The organism is Streptomyces sp. NPDC027189, assembly GCF_055566975.1.
In genome coordinates this window covers 40,081-54,703 of the sequence record NZ_JBVHRI010000017.1, presented here as the reverse complement: position 1 = coordinate 54,703, position 14,623 = coordinate 40,081, and the positions used below count along the sequence as shown (strand labels likewise).

General features: G+C 71.2%; 15 protein-coding genes and 1 pseudogene. 8 read left to right on the top strand and 8 right to left on the bottom strand.

Annotation, left to right across the window (positions count from 1 at the left end; translation table 11 throughout):
- Positions 1–189 precede the first annotated feature (189 nt).
- Positions 190–1,335: a hypothetical protein gene (locus tag ACZ4RZ_RS32965; protein ID WP_467750451.1), complete on the top strand. Its 1,146-nt coding sequence runs from the start codon at positions 190–192 to the stop codon at positions 1,333–1,335.
- Positions 1,336–1,390: 55 nt separating this feature from the next.
- Here the strand turns inward: ACZ4RZ_RS32965 and ACZ4RZ_RS32960 are convergent, their stop codons facing one another.
- Positions 1,391–1,951 carry a hypothetical protein gene (locus tag ACZ4RZ_RS32960; protein ID WP_467750202.1) on the bottom strand — a complete coding sequence of 187 codons (561 nt, stop codon included), beginning with the start codon at positions 1,949–1,951 and terminating at the stop codon, positions 1,391–1,393.
- A 102-nt stretch (positions 1,952–2,053) separates the two neighbouring features.
- On the opposite strand from ACZ4RZ_RS32960, the gene ACZ4RZ_RS32955 reads away from it, so the two are divergent.
- Positions 2,054–2,566 (top strand): PadR family transcriptional regulator, encoded by a 513-nt coding sequence (locus ACZ4RZ_RS32955; RefSeq protein ID WP_467750201.1) that lies wholly within the window; start codon positions 2,054–2,056, stop codon positions 2,564–2,566.
- Positions 2,567–2,695: 129 nt separating this feature from the next.
- On the opposite strand, the gene ACZ4RZ_RS32950 is transcribed toward ACZ4RZ_RS32955, so the two are convergent.
- From ACZ4RZ_RS32950 to ACZ4RZ_RS32940, 3 genes are all read right to left on the bottom strand, one after another.
- Positions 2,696–3,805, bottom strand: coding sequence for a DUF1152 domain-containing protein (locus ACZ4RZ_RS32950; RefSeq protein WP_467750199.1), 1,110 nt, complete (start codon positions 3,803–3,805; stop codon positions 2,696–2,698).
- An 88-nt stretch (positions 3,806–3,893) separates the two neighbouring features.
- The gene (locus ACZ4RZ_RS32945; RefSeq protein WP_467750197.1) at positions 3,894–4,148 is read right to left on the bottom strand and encodes a DUF899 family protein; all 255 of its coding nucleotides are present in this window, start codon (positions 4,146–4,148) and stop codon (positions 3,894–3,896) included.
- 148 nt (positions 4,149–4,296) lie between these two features.
- Entirely contained in the window at positions 4,297–5,166 is an 870-nt protein-coding gene (locus ACZ4RZ_RS32940; RefSeq protein ID WP_467750195.1) for an SCO2400 family protein, read from the bottom strand.
- A 220-nt stretch (positions 5,167–5,386) separates the two neighbouring features.
- Here ACZ4RZ_RS32940 and ACZ4RZ_RS32935 point away from each other — a divergent pair.
- A pseudogene (locus ACZ4RZ_RS32935) lies at positions 5,387–5,740 on the top strand (FtsX-like permease family protein); the annotation flags it as partial.
- A 1-nt stretch (position 5,741) separates the two neighbouring features.
- Here the strand turns inward: ACZ4RZ_RS32935 and ACZ4RZ_RS32930 are convergent.
- From ACZ4RZ_RS32930 to ACZ4RZ_RS32920, 3 genes are read right to left on the bottom strand one after another with little or no spacing between them, the layout of a single operon-like run.
- Positions 5,742–7,160, bottom strand: a complete 1,419-nt coding sequence (locus ACZ4RZ_RS32930) for a DHA2 family efflux MFS transporter permease subunit (protein WP_467750193.1) — start codon at positions 7,158–7,160, stop codon at positions 5,742–5,744.
- Between the two features lie 13 nt (positions 7,161–7,173).
- The gene (locus tag ACZ4RZ_RS32925; protein WP_467750192.1) at positions 7,174–7,974 is read right to left on the bottom strand and encodes an alpha/beta fold hydrolase; all 801 of its coding nucleotides are present in this window, start codon (positions 7,972–7,974) and stop codon (positions 7,174–7,176) included.
- Positions 7,975–8,014: 40 nt separating this feature from the next.
- The gene (locus tag ACZ4RZ_RS32920; RefSeq protein ID WP_467750190.1) at positions 8,015–8,473 is read right to left on the bottom strand and encodes a cupin domain-containing protein; all 459 of its coding nucleotides are present in this window, start codon (positions 8,471–8,473) and stop codon (positions 8,015–8,017) included.
- Positions 8,474–8,621: 148 nt separating this feature from the next.
- Here ACZ4RZ_RS32920 and ACZ4RZ_RS32915 point away from each other — a divergent pair, with 148 nt between their 5' ends.
- The 5 genes from ACZ4RZ_RS32915 (at position 8,622) to ACZ4RZ_RS32895 (ending at position 12,363) form a co-directional block, all read left to right on the top strand.
- Positions 8,622–9,245, top strand: coding sequence for a TetR/AcrR family transcriptional regulator (locus tag ACZ4RZ_RS32915; RefSeq protein ID WP_467750189.1), 624 nt, complete (start codon positions 8,622–8,624; stop codon positions 9,243–9,245).
- 144 nt (positions 9,246–9,389) lie between these two features.
- The gene (locus ACZ4RZ_RS32910; protein ID WP_467750449.1) at positions 9,390–9,752 is read left to right on the top strand and encodes a DUF952 domain-containing protein; all 363 of its coding nucleotides are present in this window, start codon (positions 9,390–9,392) and stop codon (positions 9,750–9,752) included.
- A 106-nt stretch (positions 9,753–9,858) separates the two neighbouring features.
- Positions 9,859–10,095 carry a hypothetical protein gene (locus ACZ4RZ_RS32905; RefSeq protein ID WP_467750187.1) on the top strand — a complete coding sequence of 79 codons (237 nt, stop codon included), beginning with the start codon at positions 9,859–9,861 and terminating at the stop codon, positions 10,093–10,095.
- Positions 10,096–10,418: 323 nt separating this feature from the next.
- Positions 10,419–11,288, top strand: coding sequence for a PP2C family protein-serine/threonine phosphatase (locus ACZ4RZ_RS32900; protein ID WP_467750186.1), 870 nt, complete (start codon positions 10,419–10,421; stop codon positions 11,286–11,288).
- Positions 11,289–11,358: 70 nt separating this feature from the next.
- Positions 11,359–12,363 carry an MASE1 domain-containing protein gene (locus ACZ4RZ_RS32895; protein ID WP_467750185.1) on the top strand — a complete coding sequence of 335 codons (1,005 nt, stop codon included), beginning with the start codon at positions 11,359–11,361 and terminating at the stop codon, positions 12,361–12,363.
- Between the two features lie 148 nt (positions 12,364–12,511).
- Here the strand turns inward: ACZ4RZ_RS32895 and ACZ4RZ_RS32890 are convergent, their stop codons facing one another.
- Complete coding sequence (locus ACZ4RZ_RS32890; protein ID WP_467750183.1) at positions 12,512–14,527, bottom strand: cell wall-binding repeat-containing protein; 2,016 nt, start codon at positions 14,525–14,527, stop codon at positions 12,512–12,514.
- Positions 14,528–14,623 lie beyond the last annotated feature (96 nt).

Here is a 14,623-nt window from a genome sequence, read left to right as displayed (position 1 = left end):
CACACGACGCCGAATCACACGACGATGAGCCACGCTGCGATGAAGCGAGCGACGATGAGCCACGCCGCGACGAGTCGAGCGAAGTCGGCGGCTCGTCCGGACGTCGGCTCTCCCGAGTTCTCCGCCTCAACCCCCACCAGGGAGGAGCGGCTGCGCCGGGCCGTGCGGCACTACGGCCCCGTCCTCGCGATGTACGGGGCACTGAAGCTCATCGGCTTCTCCGTCTTCATGTACCTGCTGCACTCCGCCGGGGACTACCGCACCAAGCACCCGCGTTTCGGCGGTGGCTCCCACCCCTGGGACGTACTGGCCACGTGGGACGGCTGGTGGTACCAGCAGATCGCCGCGCACGGGTACCACCCCGCGCTCGTCCCGGTTCCCGGAGCGAAGGGCCTGATCACCCTCGAAGGCAACTCGGCGGCGTTCTTCCCGCTCTACCCGGCGGCGATGCGCCTGGTCTCCGAGTGCACCGGCCTCGGTCTGTACGGCGCCGGCATGCTGGTCTCCGTCGTCGCCTCCTTCGTCGCCGCGCTCGGCATCTACGCCGTCACCGCCCGGTTCGGCGGCAGTCGGGCCGGGCTGGCCGCGGCCGGACTGTGGGCGGTCTGGCCCGGCTCCGGCATGGAGTGGTCGGTCTACTCGGAGTCCCTCTACGTCGCCCTCGCCGTCTGGGCCTGCCACGCCGTCATGACCCACCGCTGGCTCACCGCGGGGGTCCTCACCTTCACCGCCGGCCTCAATCGCCCCACCGCCGTTGCGCTGACAGCCGCCCTGACGGTGGCCGCGCTGCATGCACTCCACCGCCACCGCCGCCGGGACGGCATGGTCCGCCCGCTGACCGCGATAGTGATCGCCCCGCTCGGTCTGGCCGGATATCTGCTCTGGGTGGGCCACCGAATGGGCGACTACGGCGGCTACTTCAAGCTGCAGACCGGGGCCTGGGCGCACACCTTCGACTACGGCAGTCACACCCTCGACGTCCTCACCTCCGTCCCGGTGGGCCACTTCGACTACCTCTTCGCGTTCCCCTTCGAAGACCTCATCGGCGTAGCCGTCGTCCTCCTGTGCCTGCTGCTGCTCCCCCTCCTGATCCGCCTGCGCCCCCCGGCCGTCCTGGTGATCCACACCCTCCTGACCATCGCCCTGGTCCTCGGCAGCCGGCAGATCTTCGGCAACATCTCCCGCTACCTGCTCCCCGCATTCCCCCTCTTCATCCCGCTCGCCCTGCAGATGCGCGGCCTGCGACTGCCCACGCAGTTCACGCTGTTCGCCATCGCCGCGGTTGCCTCGGGCTCGTACGCGGGCTACGCCCTCTTCGAACTCGGCGTCCCGTAAAGGCCGGTTCCGCGGCTCGCCCGGCATCACCCGTGGCTCTCGACGTGCGGCGGGGTCAGCGAGTGACCTGCGCCGCCTTGGCCTGGACGTGGGCGACGTAGCGGACGGTGAAGATCATCGGGACGGCGAAGCCGGCGATCTGGATGAGCGTGGCGGCGGTCGAGTGGGCGTCTCCGGCGTGTGCGAAGGCGGCGAGCACGAGGGCGGTCAGGGCAAAGGCCACCGTCCAGGCGGAGGTGATGACGACGTTGGTCCGGATGAACGGCTTGAGCCCCCAGACCTCCCGCGGGGTGGTGCGCTTGGCGATGCCCAGCGTGAACGGCTTGCCGATGGCCAGCGAGCCTCCGGCGATGACCGCCAGGGTGCCGGAGGAGAGGGCCGCGGAGTAGCCGTGCACGCCCGAGTGCGGATCGGCGAAGGCGATGACGGCCAGGGCGGCGAAGAAGACCGCCGAGCCGAGCTCGATGATCAGCGCGTCGAATCCGGTGCCGGACCGCACCTGCTGGGCGATCACCGCCACCGCGACCACGAGAGCGGCCAGCGCGGCCCACTGCCAGTTCCCCGAGGGCAGCACGGCGAAGACGATCCACGGGAGGAAGGTGCGCAGGTAGGACATGAGGTCTCCGTTTTCGGCGTCTCGCTCGTGGTTCCGCTCCTGACATGTCGAAACTAGAATGTGCAGTAGTGACATGTCAAGAGTGGAATGTAGAGTGCGAACATGAGCCTCCGACACGCACTGCTGGGTCTCCTCTCCGATCGCCCCGCGAGCGGGTATGACCTGCTGAAACTGTTCGAGACGTCGCTGGCCAACGTCTGGCCGGCGACCCAGAGCCAGATCTACACCGAGCTGACCAAGCTGGCGGGTACCGGGCTGATCACGGTCGCGGCCGAAGGCCCGCGGGGTCGCAAGGAGTACGCCATCACCGACGAGGGGCTGGGCGAGCTGCGGCACTGGCTGACCGAAACCAGGCCGCAGCGCACCACCCGCAGCGATGTTCTGCTGCGGGTGTTCTTCCTCGGGGTGCTGACACCGGAGCAGGCGCGGGGCTACCTGGCCGAGCTGATCGAGATGTCCGACCAGGGTTATGAGCACCTGCGCCGGCTGACGGAGTCGGTCGACTGGGACGACGACGACCTCTCGGTCTACGGCCGGATCGCCCTGGAGTACGGCCTGCGGTTCAACGCCATGCGCCGCGAGTGGGCCGAGTGGGCGGCCGGTCAGATCAAGTAGGGGCCGTCCGCGGACGATTCCGACCGGGATGGTGCCGCAGGTGCTTTGACGGACGGCCCCGCCGGCCGTGTCCGCGGGCCGCCGAACTCATGTGCTCGGCATGGGAAGTTGCGGGGGACCCGCGGGCCGTCAGGCGCTGCCACGACTGTCGGACGCGATCCACCACAGCGGCGCCGCGTACTGCTCCGGACGGCTGCTCAGCAGGAGCGTCCTGAGGTCCTGGCGCTGCTCGTCGCCGAGGCGGAGCGCCTCGGTGATCCTGCGGAACGTCATGTGGGTGATGCCTCGGGCGCGGGCCTCGGCCTCGAACCGGTCGAGCCGACGGAGCGTGCTGACCGGGTCGAGCCGCTGTTCCGGCAGGCTCCCGAGCCGGCCGGCCTTGTTCCGCTCGTAGTCGATCTCCGAGTAACCGCAGACCTCGCGGCTGGCCTGTTCGGCCTCCTCAAGGCTCTCCGTCTCGAGGAGGGCGCGGGCGAGCTCGTTGCGATTGACGGCGTCGTCCAGGTCCGCTTCGTGGACGGTGGGGCCTTCGTCGGTGAGCGGCACCGGCAGGCCGACGTCCCTGACTTCGCAGAGGCCGCGGACTCCCCGGGCCGTGGCCGCCAGCATGGCCGCCGCCTCGGACGGGTGCCATTCCAGTACCGGGCCGACCGGTTCGACATGCTCGGCCGTGAGTGTCAGGACCGCCGGGCCCATGCGGTCGCGCAGCTCCTCGGCCGGGAGTTCGCCGTCCAGCCCGGGACCGGCGACCAAGAGCCGCACAGGTGCGTTGACTTGGCAGCACGCGGCCAGCGTGAGGGCGTCGGCGAGAGGGCTGCGGAGGGTGGGCTCGTCACCCCTGGCGAGGATGTCGCCGCCGACGTCCAGGAGGTCGATGGACTCGGGGTCCAGGAGCTGGATGAGCTCTTCCAGTTGGCGCGTGATGCCCTCGGCGCCGTGCAGCGGATCGAGCAGGGCGAAGGTGTGCGGCAGCTCGCCCGCCAGGCGCGGGAGCGTCGAGCCCGCCGGAGCGATCGGCTTCGCCTCGGCGGGGACGGTCCACACGCTGCGCGTGAGGGGCCGGAGACCGGTGAAGTTGTCCGGCCCTCGTGGCCCCGGCACCGGATCGATCAGCTGGCGGTCCCACGCGTAGGTGAGGACGAGTGCCGGACCGCCGCGGTTTGCGTAGAGGGCCGCGTAGAGCATTGAGGCGGCGACGGCGTCGCCGCCGCCCCCGGCTGCCACGATCAAGCGCGTCACCCTCGTCAGCGTACGGGCTCGCGCACTGACCACTCACCTTATAGTGGCCAGTGGTAATAGCCACTTGAGCGGCGGCCGTCGCAGGGCGTCAGATCAGCGGGCGGTCCGGGGCGGTGAACAGCCCGCTGAGGGTGACCTCGCTGACCGGCGCGTCGCCGGCGTCGAGGTCGGCGGGGCCCTCGACGAAGGCGTAGTCGTCGACGGGCGACCCCTGAGGGAGCGCCCGTCGCAGGGCCGCGACCTGCTCGCGTCGGCGCATGAGCTTGATCTCGGCCAGGCGCAGCTCTTCGCGTGCGGCGAGGTAGTCCGCCGTTTCCCCGGCCAGTCTGGTGTGCCGCAACATCGCGTCCTCCTGGGGTGCCCCGCCCCCGCCCCCGCTCCGGTCCGGGGCCCCGGCTCCCGCGTCCCCGAACCGGTTCTTCAAGCCTAGGGCGGCCGCGCACGGTCCGCAGAGTCGAGCGCGAGGGGGAGGGCAGGCCTGGCTCGGCCGGTCAGCCGATGCACACCACGAGCAGGCAGATCTCCGAAGGCGAAGTCGCCGCCGGCGAGGGGGCGGCCTGCGGCGTTCCCGAGTCCGTGCCGGCGGCGGTGGGCGCGGACGTCTGCTGCGCCGCCGTACCGGTGTGGTCCGGGAGCGTTCCGCCGGAGGACGGGGAGGCGGCCGGCTGCCGCGGGGCCGACGTCGCCGTCGTACGGGCCGGATGAGGAGTGGCGGTGGCGGCCGGCCGAGCGCTCGGCGGAGCGGTGGGCAGGGTGGCGGTGGACTGCTCGCGCGGGAGGGTGGTCGCGGGCGACTGCGAGGGGGGAGTGGATGAGGACCGGTGCGTGCCGGACAGTGTCTCCGCCGGGCGGGTGTGCTGCGAGGTCGGTTCCTCCGCGGCGCTCGTGCTCGGGAGCTCGGGCGCCGCGGCCGCCTGTGCCCGGTCGGCGGACTGCCGGTCCATCGCGGCAACGGTCAGACCGCCTCCGACGAGTGCGACGGCGGTCGCGACCACGGCCCGGCGCTGGTTCTTCTTCCAGCGGGCCCGCTGGCGACGCCGTGCCGCCCGACCTTGCGGCGCCGGCGGTACGTCCTTGAGATCGCCGGACGGGCCGGCCTGTGCGGCCTCGTCCGTGCCGGCCCCGATCGCCGTCGACCCGGCACGAAGACCTGTTGTCCTGTTACGAGGACGGCCGTCGTGCCACGCCTCGGAGGTCGTGAATTCCCACGCGCCCGACGCGTCCGTCCTCGCCTCCGCGGCCCGGGCGGGGACAGTGCGACCGTCGGCTGTGGCCGGAGCGATGTCCGGAGCGTACGCACCGCACCCGGGACACACCAGGGCGCCATTGAGATGCCGACGACACGAGGAGCAGTAGTCCATCTGCGGTCTTCCTGAGTTGACGTGCCGTCGCCCGCGCCGGGCCGCGACCTGATCACGTTCGCACGTGGAATCGAATGGCCAGCAACCTAACGAGTCTTTCGCAAGACCGTGTGCAGCCTGTGTGATGCTCCTGCACGAATCCCCTGCGCGTAGGTGAACGGATCCAAGGATCGGGCGGCTGTCGGTCACCCCGGCGGTGGCGTACCGCTTGCCGTACGGGCTCGTCTGCCTGCTGCTCAGCATCGCCAACAAGCTCGTCGCCGCCACCGCCCGGCGCCGGGTCGAGTTGGCGGCCCTGCGCCTCGACGGCACCACACCACGTCAGATCCGCGCGATGATGCGACGCGAGGCCGCGGTGACCGCCGCCACCGCGCTCACCACGGCCCTGCTGCTGTCCGCGCCGCCTCTCGCCCTGCTCGGCCAGGGCTTCCTCGGCCGCCCCTGGCCCGCGGGCCCCGTCTGGCTCCTGTCCGCCCTCGCCCTCACGGTCACCGTCACGGCCTTCCTCACCATCGAACTGCCCACCCGCCAGGCGCTACGGACACCTCCCGCCTACGCCATCCGCGCGCGGTGATTCAGCTCGCGTCCACGGTGAGGTGTGACCGCCCCTCGGTGACGCGTCCGGCGGTGGCGGCGGTCTCGGGGGCGGTCCGCCGCGCGGCGGTCACGGTGCTCAGGGCGAGGACGGCAAGGCCGCACCCGGCGATGATCCACCAGGCCGCCGCCCTCGCCCCGGCCGCGACCACGGCTCCGATCACCGCGACGCCGATCGCGGAGCCGACCTGCCTGCTGGTCGCGGCGACCGCGGCGGCCACCCCCGCCCGGTCGCGCGGCAGGCCGGCCACCGCCGTGTCGGTGATCGGCGCGTTGACGAAGCCGAAGCCGAGACCGAACAGCGCGTACGTCAGGGCGAGCAGGACGTACGAGGGGTGGGCGGAGCGGGTGACGAGAACGGCCAGCACGCCGCTGGCGGTGATGCCGGCCCCGGCGATCAGCAGCGGCACCCGCGGGCCGCGGCTGCCCACCATCCGCCCGGACAGCGGCGGGCACACCAGCGACAGCACCGCCATCGGCAGCAGGCGCAGTCCGGCCTCCAGCGGGCTCATCTCCAACTCCCCTTGCAGGTAAAGGGCGTTTGCGAACAGGAAGCCGGCGAGCGCCGCGAACGCGAAGAGGGCCGTCAGGGTGGCCCCGCTGAAGGACGCGCCGCGGAAGAGCCGCGGGTCGATCAGCGGTTCGGGGCGCCGGCTCTCGTACGGTACGAGCCCGGCCAGCGCGCCCGCCGCGGCGATCAGGCAGACCACGATCAGCGGTGAGGTCCAGCCCTTGCCGGGGGCCTCGATGACGGCGTACGTCAGCGCGCCGAGCAGGACGATCACCAGCGACTGCCCCACCGGGTCCGGGCGGCGGGCCCGGGCCGCGCGGGACTCGGGAACGCACAGCGCGGTGAGGACCAGCGCGGCCAGCCCGATCGGCACGTTCAGCCAGAACACCGACCGCCACCCGACCGACTGCACCAGCACGCCGCCGAGGACCGGCCCGGCCGCCATGCTGACGCCGACCACGCCACCCCACACACCGATCGCCCGGGCCCGCTCCCGTGGCTCCGGGAAGGTGTTGGCGAGGATGGCCATGGCGACCGGGGTGAGCATGGAGCCGCCCACCGCCTGCGCCATGCGGAAGACCACCAGCCACCCCGTGGTCGGCGCCAGACTGCACAGCGCCGAAGCGCCGGTGAACAGCACCAGGCCGAGCCGGAAGACCCGCCGCCGCCCGACGCGGTCGGCCGTGGAGCCGGCCAGGGTCAGCAGCGAGGCCAGCACGACGGTGTACGCGTCCAGCGTCCACTGCAGGCCGGAGACCGAGGAGTTGAGGTCCTGCCGGACGGCGGGCAGGGCGACGTTGAGGACGGTGGTGTCGAGGCTGACGAGCAGGACGCTCAGACAGCAGACGGCCAGGACCGACGTCTGCCGTCCGCCACGGGGTCGGGGCACAGGACGCCTCCCCTCAGGGCCGGTTCGTGGCGTGGGAGTCGGCGAAGTCCCAGACCACGGCGAGGAGTTGCTCGGGGGTCTCGATCTGCGGCATGTGGCCGGTGTCGTGGAGCAGCTCGAACCGGGCCTCGGGGATGGCATCCGCGTACGCGCGCCCGTACTCGGCGTCGACGACCTCGTCGCTCTCTCCCCATGCGACCAGGGCCGGGTGGGTGACCTTGGCCAGGCGCTCGTGGAGGGTGGGGTCCTCCATGACGTACGGCCCCGAATAGACCTGGAGGGCGGCGCGGTTGGCGGCCATCACCGCGCGGGCGGCTTCCGGGAGGGTGGCGGGGTCGACGGCGAACTTCGCGGGGTCGTGGAAGGCGAGCCGCGACAGCTCGGCGGGGGTGAGGGAGAAGGGGTCGGCGACGGGGTGGCCGGCGACCTTGATGCCGGCGGCGTTGACGAGGACGACGCCGCTGATCCGGTCGCTGCCGAGCAGGGCGATTTCGGCGGCGATCCAGCCGCCGATGGAATTGCCGACGACGGTGACGTCCGTGAGGCCGAGTTCGTCGAGCAGTCGTACGTAGGCCCGGGCGAGGGCGGCGACGTCGGTCAGCCAGCCGGGCCGGGCGGTGCCGCCGAAGCCGGGGTGGACCGGGGTGATGACCCGGGCCGGCCGCCGTGCGGCGAGCAGCCCGGCGAACGGTGCCACGGTCTGCGGACCGCCGCCGCCGTGCAGCAGGAGGAAGGGGTGGCCCTGTCCCTGGTCGTCGACGGTGACGTCGAGGTCGCCGGAGGGGAGGGCGAGGGTGTGGACGGTGCTGGTCATGGAGTGTCCTCAAGGGCGTTGGGATGCGAGGGATGGGCGGTCAGGCGAAGTCGGTGGCGGGAACGGTGGCGTAACGGCTCATCACCTCGACGGTCGCCTCGGCGGTCATCTCCTGGCCGCCGGCGATCATGTCCCGCAGGTCGCGGAAGTACTGCACGTACAGGTCGGGCGTGAAGGTGTTGAGCATCACCGCCGGCTCGTCGCCGAGGTTGGCGAAGGTGTGCGGGGCGCCGGGCGGGATCATCGCGAGCGTGCCGGCGGGGGCGACGTGCGTGGTGTCCCCGATGGTGAAGTGCACGGTGCCGGAGACGACGTAGAAGCCTTCGTCGTGCTGGGCGTGACGGTGCTGTGGCGGGCCTTGGGTGTGCGGGGCGAGGGTGATCTCGCCGATCCCGATCCGGTGCCCGGTGGTGCTCCCGTCCTCGAGGATGCGCATCTGGGTCGGGCCCAGCCGGATGGTCTCGCCGCCGTCCGGGCCGACCAGGGAAACCTCGTTCATTGCCCCCTCCTTCGTGAGAGTTCGCTCTCATGAGCTTAGGGAGGTCGCTCTCGTTATGCAAGTGAACTCTCATAATGAGGGTCGGCAGTGGTAAAGTGCTTGTGGATGGGGGACGGGCGGACCGGCAGAGACGAGGACAGGCGTACCGATGGCGACGACACAGACGGACACCGGCCGCAGCAACCAGAAGAAGCGCACGCGCACGGCGATCGTCGAGGCCGCCCGCGAACTCATCGGCACGGGCGTCGAGGTGACCATGCCCGCGATCGCCCGGGCGGCCCTGGTCTCGGAAGCCACCGCCTACCGGTACTTCCCCGACCTTCCGTCACTGATCAGCGAGGCCTTGGCCGGCGTCTGGCCCGCGCCCGCCGACGCGCTGCGACCGGTCGCGGACTCCCGTGACCCTGTCGAACGCGTCGCCTTCGCCTGCGAGTTCCTGCTCCGCGGCATACTCGCCCGCCAGGGCGCGGTGCGCGCCATGATCGCCGCCACCATCACGCGCCCCGAGACGGTGACCATGCGACCCGGTATCCGCTTCGGCCTCATCGACCACGCGCTCGTCCCCCTCCAGGACACCCTGGGAGCTACGGATCCGGACGCCTTCGCCCAGCTCAAGCGGGACCTCGCGGTGGTCGTCAGCGCCGAGGCCCTGTTCTCTCTCACCGATCTGTGCGGGCTCGACCCGGACGAGGCGGTCACCAGCGCCGTACGGACCGCGACGACCCTGACCGAGGCGGCGGTCCGCGCGGCGGGCTTCCCTGAACTGCGGTGATGCCAGAGGCGCATGGCCCGGCAAGGCCGGGCGGAGGGCTGCCCGATGAGCGCGCTTCTCCTCGGGCAGCCCTCCGCCCGGAGCTGCCGCGACGGCCAGGTCGCTCTTGGCCCTTCGGCCACTCCGCTGCTGTATAACCGGGGCATGATCTATCACGTCGTGCCGCTCGGTGAGTGGAACGCCGGCCCTGACCAGCCGTACGCACCCGCTTCCCTGCGGGAGGACGGTTTCGTCCACTGTTCGCCCGACGAGGAGACGACGCTCACCATCGTCAACGCGTTCTACCGCACCGCTCCCAGGCCACTGCTGGCGCTCGTCCTCGACGAGGACCGGCTCACCGCGAAGTGTGAATGGGAGGCGGCCGTTCCCGCTCCGCCGCCCGGGGTCGCCGAGAGCACCGTGTTCCCGCACGTGTTCGGGCCGATCAATCGCGACGCCGTCGAGCGCGTCCTGGAGGTCCGCTGGGACGAGGAAGGCCGGGCAACGGGGCTGGAGGACATCGGCTGACGGTGGAGGGCGCCGGACGTTTCAGGCCGCACGCTGTGACGTGCCTGGGACTGGAGGAGTGGCTTCCGCCACAGCCCGGTTCGCCCGGTCCCGGTGGGGTGGTCGGATGCGTACCCCTGCCCCCGCCCTCCCCACCGAAGTGGGGGCGGTGATACGCCGGTTCCGTGCTCCGCTGCTGGTGAACCTGCTGATCGGCGTTCCGGCGATCGCCGTCCTGCCGTGTGCTCGGTGGTACGCCGCATACGGGCGCTGCGGTCTGGAAGACCTCGACCGCCCCGACCTGGACGGCTGCACGTACGACCAGATCGACCACAGCGGGGTTTCCTGGGCGTTCTCGTCGTGACGGGCGTCTTCGTACTGCTGGCTGGTCCTGATCTTCGATGTGATCGGGCCGCTCTCGCGCGGGCACGCGCTCAAGCCGCGCCTGCTGACCCTGCCGGGGATCCGCGGGAGCTCATCGCCTCGGTCTGGGGCCGCGGGCTGATGTACGTGGGCCTGGCGGTCGCTGTGCCATCAGCGGCGAAGGCTCTCCTCGATCGCCGGCGGAAGCCGCACTGAAGAACGGCGGTCATCGGGGGGACTCGATATCCGGGGACCTGGTACCGGGGGGGTACGGTGAAATCGTGACATAGGGCGCAACTCCGATAGGCCCCGGAGTGTGATGCCATGCCTCGTCGCCGCAACGATTCGTCCAGTGGCGCCGCGGAGCTGCTGGACGAGCTTGGTGATCTCACCGGCCGGATACTGGATCGGATCAAGGTCCAGCAGGCCCGGGTGGAACTCGCTGCCGCGCTCCAGCGCCAGGTCCTCGGCGCCGAGCTGCCGGTCCTGCCTCGCCTGCAGGTGGCGGGACGGTACGCACCCGCGCGGGCCGGGCTGGACATAGGAGGCGACTGGTACGACGGCTTCCTCATGCCGGACGGCTCGGTGGGATTCGTGATCGGCGATGTACAGGGCCACGATGTCGAGGCCGCGGCTGTCATGGGGCAGGTGCGCACCTGTCTGCGCGCCATCGCCACCGCCACCACGGACCCGGCGGAGGTGCTCCGGCGCACCAACGACCTGCTCGTCGCCATGGACTACGGGCTGTTCGTGACCTGCTCGTTCCTGCGCTTCGACCCGGTCACGAGCGAGCTCGTCGACGCCCGCGCCGGGCATGTCCCCGCCGTCTGGGCCACGGCGGCCGGCCGCTGCGACATCGTCCTGACCGACGGCGGTCTGCCGCTGGGCATCCACGCCGGCGAGCGCTACCGGTCGACCCGCCGACTGCTCACCGACGTGGGCGCGTTCGTCCTGCTCACCGATGGTGTGGTGGAAGGCCCCGACTACCCGATCGAGGAAGGTCTCAAGCGGGTGGCCGAACTGGTCGTCGGCGCCCTGCGCACCGACCCGGACGAGCTGGCCGCGCAGGTGATCAAGGTGGCGGACCTCACCGGCCACAGCGACGACGCCGCGGTCCTTGTCCTTCGTTACGGAGGGCTCCGGGACGAGTGGCGTGGCAGAGGGCGACAGGAGCAGCCGCAGAGCGAAGAATGAGGGGCATGCACGGCATGTGCGACCCCGGTGCGGTGTGCCTCGCCCGGTGTGACCGCCGACGCGGGCGGGGATGATCAACGTGGCGCGCAGTGAGCGGCTCCGGCGCTACGCCGTCGAGGGCCTTCGGCTGGCTGCCGTTGCGGCCGCCTACTACGTCAGTGCAAAGATCGGGCTGCAGCAGCAACTGGTACGGGGGCAGGTCACGCCCCTCTGGCCGCCCACCGGTGTCGCTCTCGTCGTCCTGCTGCTGTGGGGCCTTCGCATGTGGCCGGGCATCGCTCTCGGAGCGTTCCTGGTCAACGTGATGCTCGGGCCGTCGATCCTCCCCGTGCTCGCCATCGCGGCGGGCAACACGATCGCCCCGGTCTGCGCCTACCTCCTCCTGCGGCGGGTGGGATTCCGCATCGAACTCGACCGGCTGCAGGACGCGCTGTCGCTCGTCTTCCTCGGGGCCCTGGGCGGGATGCTGATCAGCGCCACGCTCGGCACCGGAGTCCTGGTGGCCTCCGGCGCGCTGACAGCCCAGAATTTCTGGCCGACCTGGTCGGTGTGGTGGACGGGCGACGCGATGGGGGTCCTGGTCATCGCGCCGTTCCTGCTGGCCGCGCGCACCACCCGATGGCCTCGCGGCGTACCCGTCCTGCGCTGGGTCGAGGCGCTGGTCCTGCTCGGTGGCACGGCAGTGGTCACCGTCGCGGTCACCCGCAGCTCGGTCAGCCTTCTCTTTCTGGTCGTTCCCTTCCTGATCTGGGCGGCCTTCCGCTTCCGGCTGGCCGGCGCCGCGCCCTGTGCGCTGATCGCCTCCGTGATCGCGATCGACGCGGGTGCCGCCGGGTCGGGCCCGTTTGTCGGTCACGACCTCCTCGCCAAGATGGTCATCCTGCAGGCCTTCAACGGCACCGTGTCACTGACGGCCCTGCTGCTCTCGGCGATCGTCGCCGAGCGGAACCGCACCCTCCGTGAGATCGAAGAGGCCTGCGAGCGCCTGACGGAAGCGCTGGCCCGGCTCGCCTCGGACGAGACGCTCGATCCCTGGCCGTCCTCCCGCCCGAAAGGACACGATCATCGCGAGTAGCACCGCCCTTGGGGCGAGCGGGCATGTCGGCAAGGGCGCGGACGGGCTGCCTCGGCTCGCACGTCCGACGACGCTTGCGCTCGGTACGAGAGACAACGCGGGCGCGCCCGGCGAACCGCCGGACGCGCCCGCCGGGGCGTAGGGACGCCTACCTCGTGGCCGTCACCTGCAGGGGCGCGAGGTTCGGGCTCGGAGCGGACAGGGTGCTGTTGGGCAGCGGCTGAGCAGCCGTGGTCTGCGGCGCCACGCCCTTGTAGTACGACGTGTAGTCGTAGTGGGTACCCACGCCGATCGCCGCACCGATCTTGGGAACGACGGACGCGTCGACCGATCCCGTGCCGCCGAAGACGGCCACGTGGTTCACACTCGACGACATCCGCATCAGGTACCGCTTGGTGTCGTACGACAGCGACGTGACGTCGGTCCACAGCAGCGGACCGTACGTGGTCATCGCCGACGTCGCGGAGACGCCGCCGCGCCAGCTCCCCACGGAGGCCACCGCGGCGTCCGACGGCAGCGACCACCAGAAGTCGGCGAGTCGCATGGCGTTCGACTGCGGCGTGGCGCCGGCGACCCGGTAATAGCGGTACGAGCTGGGCCAGTTCGGCATCTTGCCGGCCTGGTAGGCCTTGGCCAGCGCCGACTCGGCGTCGGTCCCCACCGTGATGACCTTCGTCGTGCTCGGGCTGTACTTGTTGAGGTACCCGTAGACCGACGGGGTCATGGTCGTACCGTCGGTCAGCAGGACGGTCGCGGTACCGGAACTGCCCATGGCGCCGGCGGCGGAACTCGCCGCGAGGGCGTTGTGGTAGTCGGTGCCGGTCGCCAGGAAGACGTACTTCGGTGTGCTGGTGACGGCCTTGGCCACGGCCACCGAGGTGGAGTAGCGCGAGACGTCGGACAGCCGCTTGGCCACATACCCGAGCGAGGTCACCTTGGACGCCACCGCGCTGTTGAGGACCTTGGTGCCGCCGATCAGGTAGACGGTCTTGCCCTTCGGCAGCATGCGCTTGAGCTCCGTCTGCACCGAGGAGTCCAGAGCCGTGCCGGAGGTCATCAGCACCGGCCCCCGCTTCTTGCCGGCCAGCGACGTCGCGGTGGTGGCGTACGCCGAGTCGGACTTGCTGATGAGCACGGCCGCGCCGGCGTTCGTCAGGCCCGGCGTGCTCGTCCCGACCGTGTTCCAGGTCCACTTGGACGCGGCGATGTTCGTGTCGTACGTGTCGGAGCCGTAGACGCGGGAGATCGCGTTGTCCCGCAGCGGCTGCCAGGCAACGTCGGTGCCGTTGCCCTGGGGGACCTGCGTCTCCGTGCCCGTGCCGAGGTCGTGGATCCAGACCTGCGGGCCGCTGGGGCCGGTGTCCGGGCTGCCGGTGAAGTAGATGTCGTACGCGATCCGGTTGCCCTTGGGCGACCAGGCGGGCCGGTTGTGGTCGGTCGCGTCCGTGGTGAGCTGGGTGAGCCCGGTGCCGTCGGCCTTGACGCTGAAGAGCTGCTTGTGCCCGTCGACCGTGCGGGTGAAGGCCACCGCAGTGCCGTCCGGGGAGATGCTCGGATCGTTCGCGTCGGTGGCCAGCTTGGTGAACGCCCCGGTACGGCCGTTGTAGACCCACACGGCGGGCGTGCCGGTGGTGGTGCAGCTCGTGCCGGTGCGCACGAAGGCCAGCATGCCGTTGACCGCGCCGCTGGGCTTGGAGTCGCAGCCGTCGACGTCGGTGCCGAACAGCGTCTTGGGCGCGCGGGTTCCGTCGGCCGCGGTCAGCCGCAGTCGGCCGCCCGCCGCGAAGACGATGTCGCCGCCGCCGTACCAGAACGTCGGATCGTGCGGATGCCAGCCGCTGCCCGCCGGCATGGCGATGTCGATCCCGGTGTCCTCCGAGTCGGCCCATGCCGTGCGGACGTGGTCGTCGTACGGGTTCACGAACGTGACCTGGCTGCCGTCGGCGGACCAGGCGCCCTGGTTGCCGGTCGGGCTGAACGAGTTCCGCGAGGTCCCGTCGGGGTTGACGAAGGCCAGCTGTCCGCTCTCGGTGTACAGCAGCTTCCCGTCGGTGGCGGGCCAGCCGGAGGAAGCGGCCGAGGCCTGCCCCGGAAGCGTGGCGACGAGCCCCGCCGCGAGCGCGGCGACGGTGGTGAGCGCCGCGGATCTGCGACGCGTACGCATGTTCAAAGTGCCCCCACAAGTGAATGAATCGCTGCCGGGCCCCTCCCCCGAGGTGAACGGACGGCGTCCGCACGGCAGCGGCGAAACCTTAGTGGC

Coding starts and splice junctions, on each gene's coding strand:
- ACZ4RZ_RS32965 (WP_467750451.1), top strand. CDS start 190: ATGTACGGGGCACTGAAGCTCATCGGCTTCTCCGTCTTCATGTACCTG.
- ACZ4RZ_RS32960 (WP_467750202.1), bottom strand. CDS start 1,951: ATGTCCTACCTGCGCACCTTCCTCCCGTGGATCGTCTTCGCCGTGCTG.
- ACZ4RZ_RS32955 (WP_467750201.1), top strand. CDS start 2,054: ATGAGCCTCCGACACGCACTGCTGGGTCTCCTCTCCGATCGCCCCGCG.
- ACZ4RZ_RS32945 (WP_467750197.1), bottom strand. CDS start 4,148: ATGTTGCGGCACACCAGACTGGCCGGGGAAACGGCGGACTACCTCGCC.
- ACZ4RZ_RS32940 (WP_467750195.1), bottom strand. CDS start 5,166: ATGGACTACTGCTCCTCGTGTCGTCGGCATCTCAATGGCGCCCTGGTG.
- ACZ4RZ_RS32925 (WP_467750192.1), bottom strand. CDS start 7,974: ATGACCAGCACCGTCCACACCCTCGCCCTCCCCTCCGGCGACCTCGAC.
- ACZ4RZ_RS32920 (WP_467750190.1), bottom strand. CDS start 8,473: ATGAACGAGGTTTCCCTGGTCGGCCCGGACGGCGGCGAGACCATCCGG.
- ACZ4RZ_RS32915 (WP_467750189.1), top strand. CDS start 8,622: ATGGCGACGACACAGACGGACACCGGCCGCAGCAACCAGAAGAAGCGC.
- ACZ4RZ_RS32910 (WP_467750449.1), top strand. CDS start 9,390: ATGATCTATCACGTCGTGCCGCTCGGTGAGTGGAACGCCGGCCCTGAC.
- ACZ4RZ_RS32905 (WP_467750187.1), top strand. CDS start 9,859: ATGCGTACCCCTGCCCCCGCCCTCCCCACCGAAGTGGGGGCGGTGATA.
- ACZ4RZ_RS32900 (WP_467750186.1), top strand. CDS start 10,419: ATGCCTCGTCGCCGCAACGATTCGTCCAGTGGCGCCGCGGAGCTGCTG.
- ACZ4RZ_RS32895 (WP_467750185.1), top strand. CDS start 11,359: ATGATCAACGTGGCGCGCAGTGAGCGGCTCCGGCGCTACGCCGTCGAG.
- ACZ4RZ_RS32890 (WP_467750183.1), bottom strand. CDS start 14,527: ATGCGTACGCGTCGCAGATCCGCGGCGCTCACCACCGTCGCCGCGCTC.